The following is a 17,755-nucleotide window of genomic DNA, read 5'->3' as shown; positions in this document are numbered from 1 at the left end:
AAGATGTTGGTTTTAGGTAAACATAGTAATAGCGTTGAAACTTTAAATAATGATGCCCTCAATGTTATTGCTTTTGTAAAAGATCAAGCTCACTATACCTATTATGATGACGATGGCAATTCAAATGATTTTAAGAAGGGTGAGTATACAGAGATTTCAATCTATATTGAAAAACAGGGTGAAGATTATCTTATTAACGTAAATAATAAGGGAAATATCAGTGTGAATGCACTACACTTTGAAATAATTGATGTTAGTGGAAATATAAAGAAAAAAATAATAAATTTGAATTAGCTACAACTTGTGAAAATAAATAAACAATATATAAATTCTTAATGTTGAGTTTAGTTTAAAAGTTAAATAATATAGAGTTCTTCTGCCTTAAATTTAAATTTGTAACCTTAGTTTCGTTATAAATGTAAAAACTGGGTTTAAACTTCATAAGGTAGAAAATCTTATAAAGGAGAAAGGTAATGATTAAGAGAAGTAGTGGTATTTTAATGCATATAACCTCCTTACCTAGCCCTTATGGTATAGGAACCTTTGGTAAAGAAGCATATGCCTTTGTAGATTTTTTAATAAAAGCAGGTCAAAAGTATTGGCAAATACTACCTCTGGGCTCTACTAGTTTTGGAGATTCGCCCTACCAATCCTTTTCAGCCTTTGCGGGAAATCCATATTTTATAGATTTAGATCTTCTTACTAAAGAAGGGATTCTGAATAAGGAAGATTACATTACTTTAGATTTTGGAGATAACTCTGAAAAAGTAGATTATGAGAAAATATTTAATAATAAAATGGCAGTACTCCGAATTGCCTTTATTAAAAGCAAAGGTAAATATGAAAAGAGCATAGAAAAATTCAAAGAGGAACATGGTCATTGGTTAGAAGATTATGCCCTTTACATGGCTGTTAAAGAGGAATTTCAGTTAAAATCTTGGCAGCAGTGGGATGAGGATATAAAACTAAGGGAGATAAATGCTTTAAAAAAATATAAGAAAAAATTAAAGGAAGAAATAGAATACTGGGTATTTCTACAGTATTTGTTCTTCAAGCAGTATTGTGAATTGAAACAATATGCAAATTCTAATGGAATAAAAATCATTGGTGATATTCCTATATATGTGGCAGAAGATAGTGCAGATACTTGGGCAAATAGCGAACTCTTTTTATTAGATGAAATAAAGAAACCTACAGTGGTATCAGGTTGTCCACCAGATGCTTTTTCAGAAACTGGGCAACTTTGGGGAAATCCAATATACAATTGGGAGCTTTTAGAGAAGCAGGGTTATAAGTGGTGGATAGAGAGAATTAGAGCTAACAGCAAGTTATATGATGTAACTAGAATAGATCATTTTAGAGGCTTTGAATCCTATTGGGAAATTCCTTATGGGGATGAAACCGCAGTAAACGGAACCTGGGTTAAAGGACCAGGGATGAAGCTTTTTACTGCAATAAAAGAGTCTTTAGGTGAAATAAACATTATAGCTGAAGATTTAGGTTTTTTAACAGATAAGGTTATTAATTTTAGAATTCAGTCAGGTTATCCAGGAATGAAGGTCCTTCAGTTTGCCTTTGATTCCAGGGAAGAAAGCGATTATCTTCCACATAATTATGATAAAAACTGTGTGGTATATACTGGTACCCATGATAATGATACCGTAAATGGTTGGTTTAAAAATACTTCCAAGGAAGATGTAGATTTTGCAGTTAAATATTTAAAACTTACTGAAGAGGAAGGCTATAACTGGGGATTTATTAGAGGTGCGCTTAGTTCTGTAGGAAACCTAGCTATAGCGCAAATGCAGGATTTTTTAGGCCTTGGAGAAGAGAGCAGAATGAATATACCCTCAACTCTTGGTGGAAACTGGCAATGGAGAGTTAAAAAAGAAGCATTAAGTGATGAGTTAGCACAGAAGATTTATGAGGTTACAAAGCTTTATGGCAGATAATGATAATGTGGAATGCACTCTCATGTAATGGATGTAGGAGTTAGTAAGCAAAACAGATATATTAATATAATATGAATAAGAAATTATAAAAGTAAAATCAATTATAAAACCAATGAAAGGTAGATAAATATGTTTGATACTAAGGAATTGAGAATAACCATAGAAAGAATTATCAAATTAGACTATGGTAAAACTTTAGATAAGGCAAAGACTCATGAGAAGCATAACGCTCTTTCTAAAGCAATAATGGAAATGATTATTAATAGCTGGGATGAAACAAAAAATGCCTATTCTAAAGGTAAGGCAGCATATTATCTTTCAGCTGAATTTTTAATGGGAAGAGCTTTAGGGAATAACTTATTGAACTTGGGAATTTATGAAGAAATTAGTGAAGTCTTAAAGGAAATGAATATAGATATTAACGAAGTGGAAAATATCGAAGAGGATGCTGGACTTGGTAACGGAGGTCTCGGAAGGCTTGCAGCCTGCTTTATGGATTCTTGTGGAACTCTTAACTTGCCAGTTACTGGTTATGGTATTAGATATAGCCATGGATTGTTTAAGCAAAGTTTTGAAGATGGTTTTCAAAGAGAAGAGGGTGATAACTGGCTCAAATATGGAGACCCATGGTCACTAAGAAGAGAAGAAGACAGCATAATTGTTGAATTTAGTGATGAAAAGGTTAAGGCTGTGCCCTATGATGTACCTATTATTGGCTATGGCACAAGGAATATTAACACTCTAAGATTGTGGAAAGCAGAAAGCTTTAATGAATTTGACTTTCAGTTGTTTAATGAACAAATGTATGATGAAGCAGTGAGAGAAAAGAATAAAGCTGACGATATTTCAAGAGTGTTATATCCCAATGATTCCACAGAAGAGGGAAAGATATTAAGATTAAAACAACAATATTTCTTTGTGTCAGCCTCCTTAAAGGATATCATAAGAAAGTATAAAGAAAATCACGGCACAGATTTTGAAAGGTTTTCTGAATTTCATGCTATTCAGCTTAATGATACACACCCAGTGGTAGCAATACCAGAGCTAATGAGATTACTTGTAGATGAAGAACATATATCCTGGGACATCGCTTGGGATATCACTGTTAAAACTTTTTCCTACACAAATCATACTATCTTAGCAGAAGCTTTAGAGCAATGGTGGAGTGGACTATATAAAAAGTTACTTCCAAGAGTTTACGAAATCATTGAGGATATAGATAGAAGATTTGTCATGGAGCTTTTAGAAAAGGGTTATGATTCAGAAAAGATAAACTCTATGTGCATTATTTATAATGATATGATTCGGATGGCTTTTCTTGCAATACATGGAACTCACACTACAAATGGAGTTGCAAAATTGCATACAGATATATTAATGTTTCAAGAGTTAAAGGATTGGCATAAACTCTATCCAAATAGATTCCAAAATAAAACCAATGGAATAACTCCAAGAAGGTGGATTGCCCTTTGTAACAAGGAGTTATCGCAAATGATTACAGAACTTTTGGGTACAGATCACTGGATAAAAGATTTGACTCTATTAAAGGAATTAGAAAAATTTTCAAAAGATGATGAAGTGCTAAATAGATTCTTAAGTATAAAACATAAGAAAAAAGAACAATTAGCACAGTATATTAAGGTTCATGAAGGCATTGAAATAAATCCAAATTCTTTATTTGACATTCAAATAAAAAGACTTCATGAGTACAAAAGACAGCTACTAAATGCTTTTGGTATTTTAGATTTATATTATCAATTAAAAGAAAATCCTGAACTGGATATAGTACCTAGAACCTTTATCTTCGGGGCAAAAGCTGCTCCAGGCTATTTGAGAGCTAAGGGAATAATTAAATTTATTAATGAAATAGCAAAGTTAATTAACAATGATATAGATGTAAAGGGAAAAATTAAAGTTGTATTCGTACAAAATTATAGAGTATCCTATGGAGAAATGTTATTTCCTGCAGCAGATATCTCTGAGCAAATATCAACCGCAGGAAAAGAAGCTTCAGGTACTGGAAATATGAAGTTTATGCTAAATGGTACTCCAACTCTTGGAACCTACGATGGAGCTAACGTGGAAATTGTTCAGGAAGCAGGAGAAGAAAACAACTTTATCTTTGGAGCAAGAGTTGAAGAAATAGAGGAAATTAAAGATACCTACCACCCTAAGGATTATTACCAAACTATTCCGAGACTTAAAAGAGTTGTGGACACTTTAATAGATGGAACTTTCTCTGATGGAGACACTGGTATGTTTAAAGAACTATATAACTCCCTGTTAGAAGGTGCAACTTGGCACAAAGCCGACCACTACTTTATATTCAGAGATTTCAATGATTATATAGAAGCTCAAGATAAAGTAGATGAAGCATATAGAAATAAACTAGACTTTGGAAGAAAATGTTTTAAAAATATGATTAATGCAGGTAAGTTTAGTAGTGATAGAACTATTGAAGAGTATGCAAGGGAAATCTGGCATATAGAGTCTAATAAAATATAGTTAGAACTTTTTCAATCCAATTAATGCAAATTTATGGAATTAGTCAACTGAAAATATAGATTAATTCAGTAATTCTTTAACTCTAAGAAACTTTGTAAATTCAATGAGCCCCTTTAGTAGATACACAGGAATACTAATTAATTTTAGTCTTGTGTATCTATGTTTTTAGTTGCAGAAAAATATAAATAATGTGAGTAATAAGTTTATAGTTATAGGAAATCAAAGGGAAGACCTAATTTATACAGGAATCTGCTTGGGTACCTTAAGGTTTCAGGAATGAATAAATTAAATTTACATTACTGAAGCCTATATATTTATAGAAATAATATTTCAATTAATAAATTTTACCATCTTATAATTTAATGAAATGTGATATAAAATTATAATATAGAATTATCTAACGAAAATATAGTTTGGAAAAGCTATAAGGTTTTTATATATATAAATATTTTGGATCATATGACTCACAGCTTCTTCAGAAATTAAACAAGCCTAAGGGCCTAAATGTGTTTAAGAGTGTAACCAAGTTTAAAGGTTTAAATAAGTTTAAGAATTTAAACAAGTTTAAATGCTGAAATTTCTTAAGATATGAGTTAAATCACTTTCTAAGGTAGTTGAATAAAATGAACTTTTTCATTTTAAAATATTTTTAAAACTAATACTGTAATTATGGGATAAATTAGAAGGAGGAACAAAATGTATATAGGAGTAGATTTAGGTGGAACTAATATTGCCATTGGGCTTGTGGATGAAAATAGCGTGTTAAAATATCAAAAGTCCCTTCCTACTAAAGTGGAAAGGGGACATGAAGCAATTATAAAAGATATTATAACATTAATTAATGAAATAGCACATGAATATGGAATAAGTAAAGATGAAATTAAAGCTATTGGCGTGGGCATTCCTGGAATTGCAGAGCCTGAAACAGGTAAAGTAATTTATTGTGTGAATTTAAATTGGAAGGATGTACCCTTTAAGGAAGTTCTAGAGAGAGAGCTAAATATTCCGGTTTTTATAGAAAATGACGCTACTGTAGCAGGATTAGCAGAATATAAAGTAGGATCTATGAAGCATTGTAACAGTGGAGTTTTCATTACTCTTGGAACCGGTATTGGTGGGGGAATTGTAATGGATGGTAAGGTTCAGTCTGGGTTTAATGGAGTTGGCTCAGAAATTGGACACATGATAGTTGGAGAAAATTATTATGATTGCAATTGTGGGAGAAATGGATGTTTAGAAACCTTTGCGTCATCTACTGCACTAATTAACTACACCAAAAAGCTGATAGAAGAAGGACTTGCAACTTCAATTCTGGAAAAGGTAAATAACAATATAGACAAAATAAATGGAAGAGTAATCTTTGAAGCTGCTCAAGAAGGCGATAAGGTAGGAAATATGGCAGTAGATAGATTAGTAAAATACCTAGCCATCGGAATTACTAATATGGTAAACATTATTGATCCAGAAATTTTTGCCCTTGGAGGGGGACTTGCTGGAGCAGGAATCTTACTATTAGAGAAGGTTCAAAGGGAAGTTGAAAAAAGAAAATACATGAAGATGATGCCTGTGGGAAGAATAGTTTTGGCTGAACTAGGCAACGGAGCAGGAATCGTTGGGGCAGCAGCCCTTGGAATGTCTTAAGAAAAATTAGTTATTTTTTCAAGATCCTGAGCCATAGATGTGCGTAATAACTAAAAGTGTGTATGTGGATATTTATCCTATGAAATTAACCTCACATCTTTAACTCTGATGTGAGGTTAAGATAAAACTTATAAATATATATCAGGTGATCTTAGGTTAAGATTTACAGAAATTACATTATAAATTTTATTTTAATTAATATAAGGTTCTTATCACCGATATTATGGTTTTTGTTTAAGGAGTATTTTACAAGAGTTATTAGTTATTATTTGTAGCTCCTAAATTACCGCAAGCACCTCTGTTTGCGCCTCTCATACCTGCACCCTTGCCCATGCCTTCACCTGAGCCGTTTCCTTGACCCATGCGTGCAGAACCGCTTCTTCCTTGGCCCTCACCTGGAGTTGTACAAGTGGCTGAATTCTCTTCTATTCTAGCTTTTAGAGCTTCTCCTTGTTCCTTTGTTACTGAGCCATTGGTTATTGCTTCATCAATAGAGTTTATCTTTTCTTCTAGCATAGTAGCTTTGAAATCTTCAGGTGTAACTCCTTTTTCACTAGCTATTTCAAATATAGTTTTTCCAGCAGCTCTACCTTCAGTTATTTCAGTTTCTCCTATGCCAAATTTCCCTTGTAGTAGGTTTATCATAAAGTCATATCCTCTTGTACCTGTGATAGCTCTAAAACCAGCTCCTTGAGATGCCACAGTAGTGTTGTTGGTATTTGGTGTATTGGTTACCGAATCTGCATAGGCAGTAGCTCCAACTCCAAGTGCTAATGTCAATGTTAATACCATAATAAGATTTTTCTTTTTCATTTTAATTACCTCCATAAATTTTATTTAATATTACTACTAAGTTTATATTCATTTAGCTTTAAACTCTAAACTTTAGTGAGTTATAAGCTGCAATTAATATATATCAGTAGCTTATATATTAATAATACAAAAGAACTTTGATGAGACTATGGGGTAATTGTGATAAATTTGTGAAATACAAATAATAAAAATTTAACAATAATAAAACTTAATATTATCCTAATTAATTTAATAGAATTCTCTAGATAATAATGATTTCACATAGAATAAGTTAACATTATGATTCATTAAGGAAACGTACTTCTTTCTTAGGAATTAGAAAGAAAAACTCTGTTCTATCCTTAGGAGAACTATTAACACCATAGGTAAATCCATGTAATTTTAATATTTCGCTGCAAATAGGAAGACCAAGTCCCATACCACCGCTTCGAGCATTCTTATAGTATCTATTCCATATATCCTTTTGAAAATCCGGTTCTATGCCCATACCATTATCTATAACTGATAATCTAATATAGGTATTTTCATCACTGGAAACTACTTTAACTCTACCATTATCATTGCTAAATTTAAGAGCATTATCTATGAAGTTATAAAAGACTCTTTGTATATGCTCCTTATCTGCAAATATATCTACAGGTAAAGACTGTAATTCTATACTTATATTTTTCTTATTAATTATTGGTGTAAATTTATTAATACATTCTTCCATGAGTAATGGTAAATTAATAAATTTTTTATTAAGAGCATATCCACCGTGCTGAAATTTTGAAAGTTGAAGTAGAGCTACTACCAAATTATTTAAGCTGTCCACCTCTTTTATTATTTCAAGGGAATACTTACCTCTTTCCTCATCATCAAGCAAATTATCATTAATAGCTTCACTATAGCTCCTAATCACGCTAAGGGGAGTCTTAAAATCATGGGATACGTTTGCCACAAAATCTCTTTGAATAGTATATTTCTTCTTTAACTCAGAGGACATTTTTACAAGAGCTTTAGAAAGGGTTTCTATCTCATCCTTAGAATTTATATCTAGTTCAAAATCAAAGTTACCTTGAGAAATTTCTTCAGCAGCATTTTTTAATTGTAATATGGGCTTAGTAAATCTTTTACCAATAAAGGATATCAATGGAAGACACAGTAGTATAGAAAAGATAAAAATGAAGAATAAAACAATATATACCACACTTAAATATTCATTAGAATAACTATTGTTTTGAAAAACTACAATATCTCCTAAGGATCTTTCAAGCTTATAATAGAGAAATTCTGAACCCATTGAATTTTTAAATTTCCCTTTTTCATTAAAATCTTTTTCGCTAAGATTTTGAAGCATAGGCATCATTCCCATTTTCCCATGAGTTAAGGAAGTTACATGTCCATCCTTAATCAGTATGGCACTTACTGTAGTGTCTGATACAGGCGCAGAAGTATTGAGAGATGTATATATTTCTTTCGCTGAATTTTCTAGATTATTATATTGCTCCATCATATAAAATTTAGATAAAAACACACTACTAGCAATAAAGCATAGTATTACTACAAAGGTAATTATACCCAGAAAATACTTTGTAAGTTTTAATGTTATTTTGTTCATAATTCTTCTCCATAAAATTATTTTTAAATTACGATAATAGTAAATCTGTGATTTCCTTTTGTTAAGATAAAAAACTTGGATATTTAGTTTCTTAAATCTAATTTATAGCCTACTCCCCATACGGTAGCTAGATATTTTTCACAAAACTTAACTTTTTCTCTTAGCTTTTTTACGTGAGTATCAACAGTTCTAGAATCACCTACATAGTCATATCCCCACACTGTACTAAGGAGTTGTTCACGATTAAAAACTTGCCCTGAATTTTTCCACAAAAATAATACAAGGTCAAATTCTTTTGGCGTTAAAGCTATACTTTTACCTTCTTCTATTACTTCTCTATTATCTTCTAAAATAGTAACACCATCATAACTTAACTCTTTATTTTTATCAATTTTGCTATTAATTCGTAAGTTTACCCTGAGAATTAATTCTCTCATACTGATAGGTTTTACCATATAATCGTCAGCTCCTAACTCTAAGCCGAAAATTCTATCATCTTCCTCTCCTCGCGCTGTGGTTAATATCACGGGAGTATTACCTATGGATTTAATTTTTCTTAAAAGAGCCCATCCATCTTTATTTGGAAGCATAACATCCAAGATTATTAAATCAAAAAAATCAGTATTTATTGCTTTCTCTGCAACTTTCCCGTCTGAGATAGAAGTTACCTCATAATTTTCCTTTTTTAAATATAACGTCATTACTTCTGATAGTTTAATTTCATCTTCAACAATAAGTATTTTACTCTTCATAATTTCACCCTTTCAACATACTCATTATGTTTTTAAAATTACAAAATTTAAAGTTCATTAATTTATTATCTGTGTTATTCCATAAATTTACATGTGTTAGTCTAAGATCTTTAACATACATACAAAATATCTTTTAAATTTAAAATCTTGTATAGAACTTTTTCATTGAATATCATTATTAGAGAGATAAAGTAATAGAATTATAAGTAACCAGCATAAAACTATATTAATTATAGGTGGAATAACATAAATCATTAATTCTAGTTCCTAAGGTTAAGTGAAACACCTACTAAGATTTGCATCATTATATCTTAATATTATAATATACAATGTTATCATTTTTTTGCTAGGAATTAAAGTGCATATAATGGTATTAGTAGTTACATTGTTATATAGTATTAAAATTCAGTAAACATTATATTTAAACAAGCAATAATATGACATGAGAAATAGTAATTTATATGAAATAATTATTATAAAATTTCAGTTAAAATAGTGAATTACACTTATATTATGAAATTTCATTTAGCGCTTATAATTTAGTGGAATAAGCTGAAAACTATAGGTAAATGTAATGATTTCATGGTTGTTTTATGTTTAAAATATTTTTATTAAGAGTTTATCGTATAAGCCAATGTAATAAGGTATATAACCTTAGTAAAGGAGACTTAATATGAAAAGAGGAGTTATTGAAAGAAATTTTAGAAAGCTGAAAAATCAAACTCATCAAATAAATGAAATAGTTAAAAATACAAAGGTTAATTCATTATGGGAACATGAAGCCTCTGTAAGAAAGAAGCTTAAGCAATTAAAGGAATATGAGAATCTAGGACTTAAAGATTATAATACTGTATATTATAGCTACTTAGAAATTTTAGATTATATATCAGAAAGGCTTGTAAAAGATTATAACAATAAAAATGAGACTAAATTTAGTTTTAAGGAAATAGTAGAGGATAACTATGAAGGTTATTTAAAGTCAGGAATTATAAGTGTGCTTATCTCTAATCATATACCTAGATTAATTTCAAAAGAGTTTGATAGAGTATTCCCCAAAAATCCAAAGGATGAATATAGAGAAACAAGAAGGATTAAAAGGGAGTTTTATCTTCACCTAGGTGAGACAAATACTGGAAAGACCTATAATGCAATGCAAAGGCTAAAAAGTAGTAACAAGGGTATATATCTTTCTCCTCTGAGGATATTAGCTTTAGAAAACTATGAAAGATTAAATGGAGAAGGAATAAAGTGTAGTCTTTTAACAGGAGAGGAAGAAATAATAGTAGAAGGAGCAACTCATATTTCTTGTACCATTGAAAAATTAGATATAGAAGAAGAATATGAAGTCGCAATTATAGATGAAGTTCAAATGATTGATGATGATCAAAGAGGAGCAGGTTGGACTAGAGCATTATTAGGAGTAAAAAGTAAAGAAGTGCACATCTGTGGATCATTAAATGCAAAAAATATTATTATAAAGATAATAGAGGATTGTGAGGAAGAATATTCACTGAAGGAGTATAAAAGAGAAATACCACTTCAGTTACAAGAAGAAAGCTTTTCATACAAAACCATTGATGAAGGTGATGCATTAGTTGCTTTTTCGAAAAAGAGAGTTTTAGAATTAGCTTATCAGTTTGCAGATATGGGAATTAAAGCTAGCCTAATCTATGGTGATTTACCACCAGAGGTTAGAAAGAAACAATATGAGCAATTTATTAATAAAGAAACAAAGATACTTATATGTACTGATGCCATCGGTATGGGAGTAAATCTACCTATTAAAAGAATTGTATTTATGGATGTAAAGAAATTTGACGGCAGTGAATTTAGGTATTTAAACTCTCATGAAGTTAAGCAAATTGCGGGTAGAGCTGGTAGAAAGGGCATATATGAAGTAGGTTATGTTGCCTCAATAAGCGGGAATCAGGATTTTTTAGAAGAAATGTTAGGATCACTAGATAGGGAAGTGGAAGAAGCTGTTATTGGACCAAGTGAAGCAATTTTAAAAGTAAAAAGTCTTTCTTTGAGAGAAAAACTTGCACTTTGGAGCACAAGAGAAGAGAAAATGCCTTTTTATAGAAAAATGGATATCAATGAATATCTAATTATTTTGGATAACCTTAAAGGGTATAAGCTTCATGAAAGTATACAATGGAAGTTAATAAGAATTCCATTTGACGTAACTAATCCTAAAATTATGGAAGCTTTTTTAATTTATGTTGACGAGCTCTTTATAGGAAAAAGAGAAATAATTTCTAAGCCCACTTGTATGATACCGGAACTCTATGAATTGGAGATGTACTACCAAAAGATAAATTTATATTATTCATTCTGTAAGATTTTTGGTCTAGAATATGATGAACAATGGGTTCAAGAAGAAAGAATAAAGGTTAGCGAAGATATAAATAAGATATTATTAGATATTTAAAATCTAAGTACTTTCGTTAGAGAAATATATGATGTAGTTAGAAATTATAAGTTTGATTCAGTGAAATAGTTTATTAATTAATATTCTACTAAAACTTTAAAATAGTGAGAAAAGCATAATATTTGTTTTGATAGCCCTTATTTCTGATAAACATTTGAAATTAAAAAGTAAATTTCCTCTTATAGATTTTCATTAATTGTAGACACTAATATAGAGAAGGTCAAAAGCTTTTAGATACCTACTCATATATTCACAAGTTTAAAAAAGTAGAAAATAGGAGGGATTTATTATGGCAGAAAACAGATATAAGGAACAGCACATGGATACACCAATTGAAAGTTATGCAACAGCACCAATATTTAATAGAGAAAGGTTACAACCAAGGACAAAGGTCAATTTACCTAATGAAATAGAAACAAGAAATGCCAAAGATTGGGTAGATGCCAATCAAAAATAGTTAGATAGTAAATCATATAAAATATAAGTAATAAGAAAAGAGGCTATGATAAAAATATTTCAAAAAATATTTTATCACATAGCCTCTTTATGCTTTTAGCTTAGGAAATACGGTAATTGAGGTTTAATTACTAGAAAATTAGAGTTAATTTGTTTTTTTTTATAGAAAATGATCTCCATGGAAAAAGGAGCTTGATTTTATATCAAACTCCTTCATTTTATTTTAGTATTGTATATCAGCTAATCTTCTGTAGGTTTCGTATCTATCACGAGCATGCTTTTCAGCTACATCATAAAGTTGTTCTGCAATATCAGGGAATACAGTTGCAAGTGTAGTGTAACGAATTTCACTTAAAATAAATTCTTTAAAGGATTTTGATGGTTCCTTAGAATCTAAAACAAATGGATTCTTTCCTTCTTCTTTTAACATTGGATTGTATCTATATAGATGCCAATAACCTGATTCAACAGCTTTTTTCTCCTGTGCAATAGTTGTTCCCATACCAGATTTAATACCATGGCTTATACAAGGAGCATAAGCAATAATAAGAGATGGTCCCTTATAAGCTTCTGCTTCTGCAAGAACCTTTAAAGTATGATTCATATTTGCTCCCATGGCGATTTGAGCTACATATACATAGCCATAACTCATAGCCATTAGTCCAAGATCTTTCTTTCTGATCTTCTTACCTGATGCTGCAAATTTAGCAACTGCTGCAGTTGGGGTAGCTTTTGAAGATTGACCACCAGTATTTGAGTATATTTCAGTATCCATTACAAAAATATTAACATCATCTCCAGAGGATATTACTTGGTCAAGACCTGAGAAGCCAATGTCATAAGCCCATCCATCTCCGCCAATCATCCAATGAGATTTCTTAACAAGATGATCTTCCTTCTCCATGATTTCTTTAAGAATTGGATCACTTTCATAATCTACTTCTTTCATAGCTTCTCGAATCTTTGCAGTAGCCGCTTTAGAGGCATCGCCATCATTCATTCCAGCTAACCATTCTTCGAAGGCTTCTTTAAGTTTAGGGGTTGTAGGATTATTTAATGCTTCTTTTATTAATTGTGCAAGTTTTTCTCTCAATTGTTTTACAGCCAAATACATTCCATAACCATACTCAGCATTATCCTCAAAGAGTGAATTACCCCAAGAAGGTCCTTTACCACAAGCATTGGTAGAGTAAGGAACTGATGGAGCACTTCCACCCCAAATTGATGAACAGCCTGTTGCATTAGCTATCATCATTCTATCACCAAACAATTGAGTTAGAAGTTTAACATATGGTGTTTCTCCACAACCAGGACAAGCGCCACTAAATTCCATAAGAGGTTTTACAAACTGGCTTCCTTTTAACATTTTCTTATCCATTAAATCATCTCTAGTTTTTACTGTAGTACAATATTCCCAGTTTTCTTTTTCAGCTTTAATTTCTTCTTCTGCTGAATTCATAATTAGGGCCTTACCAGGAGCAGGACAAATATCAGCGCAGTTTCCGCATCCAGTACAATCTAGAGGACTAATTTGAATTCTATAGTGAAGATTTTCAAGACCTTTACCTAAAGGTTTTTTAGTATTAAAGGTTTCAGGTGCATTTTCTTTTTCATTATCATCTAGAAGAAGTGCTCTAATAACAGCATGAGGACAAACTAAAGAACATTGATTACATTGAATACATTTATCAATTTGCCATTGAGGAACTGTTACAGCTATTCCACGTTTTTCATAAGATGTAGTTCCCATTGGGAAAGTTCCATCTTCCATTCCATTAAAGGCACTAACAGGAAGTTCATCACCCTCATGTCTTTCCATTGGTCTTTGTATATTTTTCACAAAATCAGGTTCTTCCTTAATTGCTATATTTTCTTCTTTTGCATCAGCCCATGCTGAAGGTATATTTACTTTATGTAATGCATTTACACCTTGATCAATGGCTTCTTTATTCATATTAACAATTTTTTCGCCTTTTTTACCATAGGTCTTTTCAACTGAGGTTTTTAATAAATCTAAGGCTTGTTCTACAGGTATAACATTAGCCAATTTAAAGAATGCAGATTGCATTATCATATTAATTCTTCCACCTAAGCCAATTTTTCCAGCAATGGATATGGCATCTATGGTGTAGAAGTTTATATTATTTTGTGCAATGTATCTTCTTAAGGATGCAGGTAATTTTGTTTCCAATTCATCGTCACTCCAACCACAGTTAAGAACGAATACACCGTTTTTCTTTAATCCTTTTAATAAATCAAAACTATATACATAAGAAGGATTATGACAAGCTATGTAATCAGCTTTGTAAACTAAGTATGGTGATTTAATTGGTTTTTTACCAAATCTTAAGTGAGATACTGTACTTCCACCAGATTTTTTACTATCATAAGAGAAATAAGCTTGAGCATAAAGATCAGTATTATCTCCTATAATTTTAATTGCTGATTTATTTGCACCAACTGTTCCATCTGAACCTAAGCCCCAGAATTTACAGTTTATAGTTCCTTCTGCAGAAGTTTCAATTGGATCTTCTTCAGGTAGTGAAGTATTTGTAACATCATCAACTATACCGATTGTAAAACCATCCTTAGGTTTACTACCTTTTAGATTGTTGTACACTGCTAGAATTTGAGCTGGTCTTGTATCTTTTGAACCTAATCCATACCTACCACCAACTATTACAGGTTTTTCTGTAGCATTATAGAAGATATTGCAAATATCAAGATATAATGGTTCCCCTAATGCACCAGGCTCTTTAGTACGATCTAATACTGCAATTTTCTTAACAGTTTTAGGAAGTACATCTAAGAAATAGTTGGCACAGAAAGGACGGTATAAATGAACTTTAATAAGTCCTACCTTTTCACCTTGTTTCATTAAGTAATCTATAGTTTCTTCTATAGTGTCGCAAACAGAACCCATGGCAATGATGATATTTTCAGCACTTGGGTCACCGTAATAATCAAATGGATGATATGCTCTTCCTGTGATTTTTTCTATTTCACGCATATAATTTTCTACAATGTCAGGCACCGCTTGATAGAATTTGTTTGATGCCTCTCTGCCTTGGAAGTAAATATCAGGGTTTTGGGCTGTACCTCTAAGAGTTGGGTGTTCAGGATTTAAAGCTCTTTTTCTAAAAGCTTTTATTGCATCTTGATCTACAAGTTTAACGACATCTTCAGGATTTACAACTTCGATTTTTTGAACTTCATGAGAGGTTCTAAAACCATCGAAGAAGTGTATGAATGGGATTCTAGATTTTATTGCAGAAAGGTGAGCCACATTAGCTAAATCCATTACTTCCTGAACGTTTGACGCAGCTAAAAGAGCCACACCAGTTTGTCTTGTAGCCATTACGTCTTGATGATCTCCAAAAATTGAAAGAGCATGAGCAGCAACTGCACGAGCACTTACGTGTAATACTCCAGGTAAAAGCTCTCCTGCCATTTTATAGAGATTAGGAATCATTAATAATAATCCTTGAGATGCAGTATAGGTAGTAGTAAGAGCACCACCAGCAAGTGAACCGTGAACAGCACCGGATGCACCAGCTTCAGATTGCATTTCAACTACCTGAACTTCTTGACCAAACATATTTTTTCTTCCATGGGCAGCCCAATCATCTGTGAGTTCCGCCATAGGAGTAGATGGGGTAATTGGATAGATTGCAGCTACCTCTGTAAAGGCATAAGATGCCTCAGCAGCAGCTTGATTTCCATCCATGGTTTTCATAATTTTTGCCATATGTAAATATCCTCCTCTATAATAATTTACAAGTAATATTATCCATCCTATTATTTACTAGTAAAGCAAACTAAATACATTAAATTTTGTAAATTTAATCTTTCTCTACTTAAAAATATAAAAAAATCAAAACTTAATAGATTTTCTAGTTAAATCCATGTAAAAGAAATTATCGCTTCAATTGTGGTGATGCTTTTTAAGAATCTCATTTAAAAAGTATTTTAGTTTATAATTAAACAATTTCAAGGAGTAAATCAATAAAATTAATAATAAAATTCAATAATTAAATAAAAAATAAAAAATATATAAAATAATTCAATTTATATATTTACAAAATAAATATCAAGGAATATAATGTAATTAAAGGGGTGTTAAAAGTTATGTATAAAGTATTAAGCAAATGTCCAGTATGCAATGATAAACTTAAAATTACAAAACTGAGATGCAAAAGATGCAACACTGTGATAGAGAATGAATTTGAGTTTTCAAAGTTTGACGCCTTGTCCAATGAACATTTAGGTTTTGTAGAGACATTTTTAAGATGTAGAGGCAACATTAAAGATGTAGAAAAAGAGCTTGGAATATCATATCCAACAGTTAGAGCGAAGTTAGATGAGGTAATTTTAGCACTTGGTCTTAGAAGTGAAGAAGCAAAAACAAAAGATAATACTGAAGTCCTTGATATGTTAGAAAAAGGTGAAATCACTGCTGATGAGGCAATGAAGTTATTAAAAAAATAGTATTTAGTGATACTTTTGCAAGGTAGGTACCACCTAATTTTCACCGATAAACAATTAAAAGTGGAACATAACTACCATGAAAGTCCATTAATAGAATTAACTTAAATAAAATTAATTGGGGGTCGTAAAAATGAAAGAAGATGTATTAAGAATTCTAAAAATGATAGAAGAAGGAAAAATCGATGCTGAAAGTGGATCAAAGCTTATTGAAGCTTTAGGAGAAAAACCAAATGAAGAAAAAGTTATAATGCAAAGATACAAGGATGAAAGCAGTTATGTTAATAATGAAAAAATGCTTTACGTGTTAGTAGATTCTCATGATGGAGACAAAGTTAAAGTAAATGTCCCTATGAATTTTGTAAAAAATATTTTAAGTGCTACAGGAAAACTTCCAATTAAGGCTGAAGGATTGGAATCCAGCATAGATATGGAAATAATTAAAGAAGCAATAATGAATGACATTACAGGGAAAATAGTAGATGTAGAAACTCATGATGGAGACAAGGTTATAGTTGAGATTAGGTAATTTAGACAAGATATTTACAAGAGTATCCATAGTAATTTAATAATAAAGTAATATAAGGTATAAAATTTAAGATACAGGTTAAAGATGTACAGGAGTCTTGTATCAAGAAAAAACACACTCTATGGATAAATTTAATAAGAATATGTTTTTGAGATTCATTATGTTGAAATTTACACTAGAATTATTTTTACTTAGTTATTGAATAGCTTATTAGGGTAAATGTTTTGAATAAGGAATTGTAATTACCTAGAGGTGGGATTATGAAGATTCGTATAAAAAGCAAAGAAGGTAGAAATTTTAGAATATATTTGCCTATGTCCTTAGCCCGTTTTGGAGTAAGAGTAGGTATGTGGGGAGTTAAAAGAAGTCATCATATAGATGAGGAAACAAGAAAATATTTAGATATAATAGATGAAAAGGTAATAATTAGAGCACTAAAGGATTTAAGCGAAACTTATAAAGGACTAGATCTTGTTGATATACAAACCAAAGATGGGGAAGTTATTAAAATTACCGTGTAGAATAGGTATAGTTAGTTAGAAATATTGAAAAAGATTAGTAAGTATTTATTTCATATGGTGAAATAAAAGA

Annotated in this window: 13 protein-coding genes; 9 read left to right on the top strand and 4 right to left on the bottom strand. The window is 31.1% G+C overall.

Translation table 11 applies throughout. The annotated features are described in order from the left end of the window. The 4 genes from RR409_RS01300 to RR409_RS01285 all read left to right on the top strand — a co-directional run. Positions 1–294 (top strand): DUF5110 domain-containing protein (locus RR409_RS01300; RefSeq protein WP_332555908.1); only part of this gene is annotated, 294 nt, incomplete at its 5' end. A gap of 179 nt (positions 295–473) precedes the next feature. Beyond that, a complete protein-coding gene (gene malQ, locus RR409_RS01295) occupies positions 474–1,952 on the top strand; it encodes a 4-alpha-glucanotransferase (RefSeq protein ID WP_332555907.1) in 1,479 nt (492 codons plus the stop codon). Between the two features lie 129 nt (positions 1,953–2,081). Next, positions 2,082–4,457 (top strand): glycogen/starch/alpha-glucan phosphorylase, encoded by a 2,376-nt coding sequence (locus RR409_RS01290; RefSeq protein ID WP_332555906.1) that lies wholly within the window; start codon positions 2,082–2,084, stop codon positions 4,455–4,457. Between the two features lie 696 nt (positions 4,458–5,153). Further along, positions 5,154–6,098: an ROK family protein gene (locus RR409_RS01285; protein ID WP_332555905.1), complete on the top strand. Its 945-nt coding sequence runs from the start codon at positions 5,154–5,156 to the stop codon at positions 6,096–6,098. A 258-nt stretch (positions 6,099–6,356) separates the two neighbouring features. Here RR409_RS01285 and RR409_RS01280 read toward each other — a convergent pair whose 3' ends face one another. The 3 genes from RR409_RS01280 to RR409_RS01270 form a co-directional block, all read right to left on the bottom strand. After that, positions 6,357–6,911, bottom strand: coding sequence for a hypothetical protein (locus RR409_RS01280; protein WP_332555904.1), 555 nt, complete (start codon positions 6,909–6,911; stop codon positions 6,357–6,359). 277 nt (positions 6,912–7,188) lie between these two features. Then, positions 7,189–8,511 (bottom strand): HAMP domain-containing sensor histidine kinase, encoded by a 1,323-nt coding sequence (locus RR409_RS01275; RefSeq protein ID WP_332555903.1) that lies wholly within the window; start codon positions 8,509–8,511, stop codon positions 7,189–7,191. 83 nt (positions 8,512–8,594) lie between these two features. Beyond that, positions 8,595–9,263 (bottom strand): response regulator transcription factor, encoded by a 669-nt coding sequence (locus RR409_RS01270; RefSeq protein WP_332555902.1) that lies wholly within the window; start codon positions 9,261–9,263, stop codon positions 8,595–8,597. Positions 9,264–9,936: 673 nt separating this feature from the next. On the opposite strand from RR409_RS01270, the gene RR409_RS01265 reads away from it, so the two are divergent. Both RR409_RS01265 and RR409_RS01260 read left to right on the top strand, forming a co-directional pair. Next, a complete protein-coding gene (locus RR409_RS01265; protein ID WP_332555901.1) occupies positions 9,937–11,694 on the top strand; it encodes a helicase-related protein in 1,758 nt (585 codons plus the stop codon). A gap of 289 nt (positions 11,695–11,983) precedes the next feature. Further along, positions 11,984–12,151 (top strand): DUF3787 domain-containing protein, encoded by a 168-nt coding sequence (locus RR409_RS01260; RefSeq protein ID WP_332555900.1) that lies wholly within the window; start codon positions 11,984–11,986, stop codon positions 12,149–12,151. A gap of 222 nt (positions 12,152–12,373) precedes the next feature. Here RR409_RS01260 and nifJ read toward each other — a convergent pair whose 3' ends face one another. Continuing rightward, positions 12,374–15,898 carry a pyruvate:ferredoxin (flavodoxin) oxidoreductase gene (gene nifJ, locus RR409_RS01255; protein WP_332555899.1) on the bottom strand — a complete coding sequence of 1,175 codons (3,525 nt, stop codon included), beginning with the start codon at positions 15,896–15,898 and terminating at the stop codon, positions 12,374–12,376. A 380-nt stretch (positions 15,899–16,278) separates the two neighbouring features. Between nifJ and RR409_RS01250 the strand changes: the two genes are divergently transcribed. From RR409_RS01250 to RR409_RS01240, 3 genes are all read left to right on the top strand, one after another. Continuing rightward, positions 16,279–16,638, top strand: a complete 360-nt coding sequence (locus tag RR409_RS01250) for a DUF2089 domain-containing protein (protein WP_332555898.1) — start codon at positions 16,279–16,281, stop codon at positions 16,636–16,638. Positions 16,639–16,768: 130 nt separating this feature from the next. Beyond that, positions 16,769–17,164 carry a hypothetical protein gene (locus RR409_RS01245; protein ID WP_332555897.1) on the top strand — a complete coding sequence of 132 codons (396 nt, stop codon included), beginning with the start codon at positions 16,769–16,771 and terminating at the stop codon, positions 17,162–17,164. Between the two features lie 260 nt (positions 17,165–17,424). Then, a complete protein-coding gene (locus RR409_RS01240; protein ID WP_332555896.1) occupies positions 17,425–17,685 on the top strand; it encodes a hypothetical protein in 261 nt (86 codons plus the stop codon). Positions 17,686–17,755 lie beyond the last annotated feature (70 nt).

The organism is Clostridium sp., assembly GCF_036642255.1.
GTDB lineage: Bacteria > Bacillota > Clostridia > Clostridiales > Clostridiaceae > Clostridium_J.
This window is presented reverse-complemented; position numbering and strand designations above follow the sequence as displayed.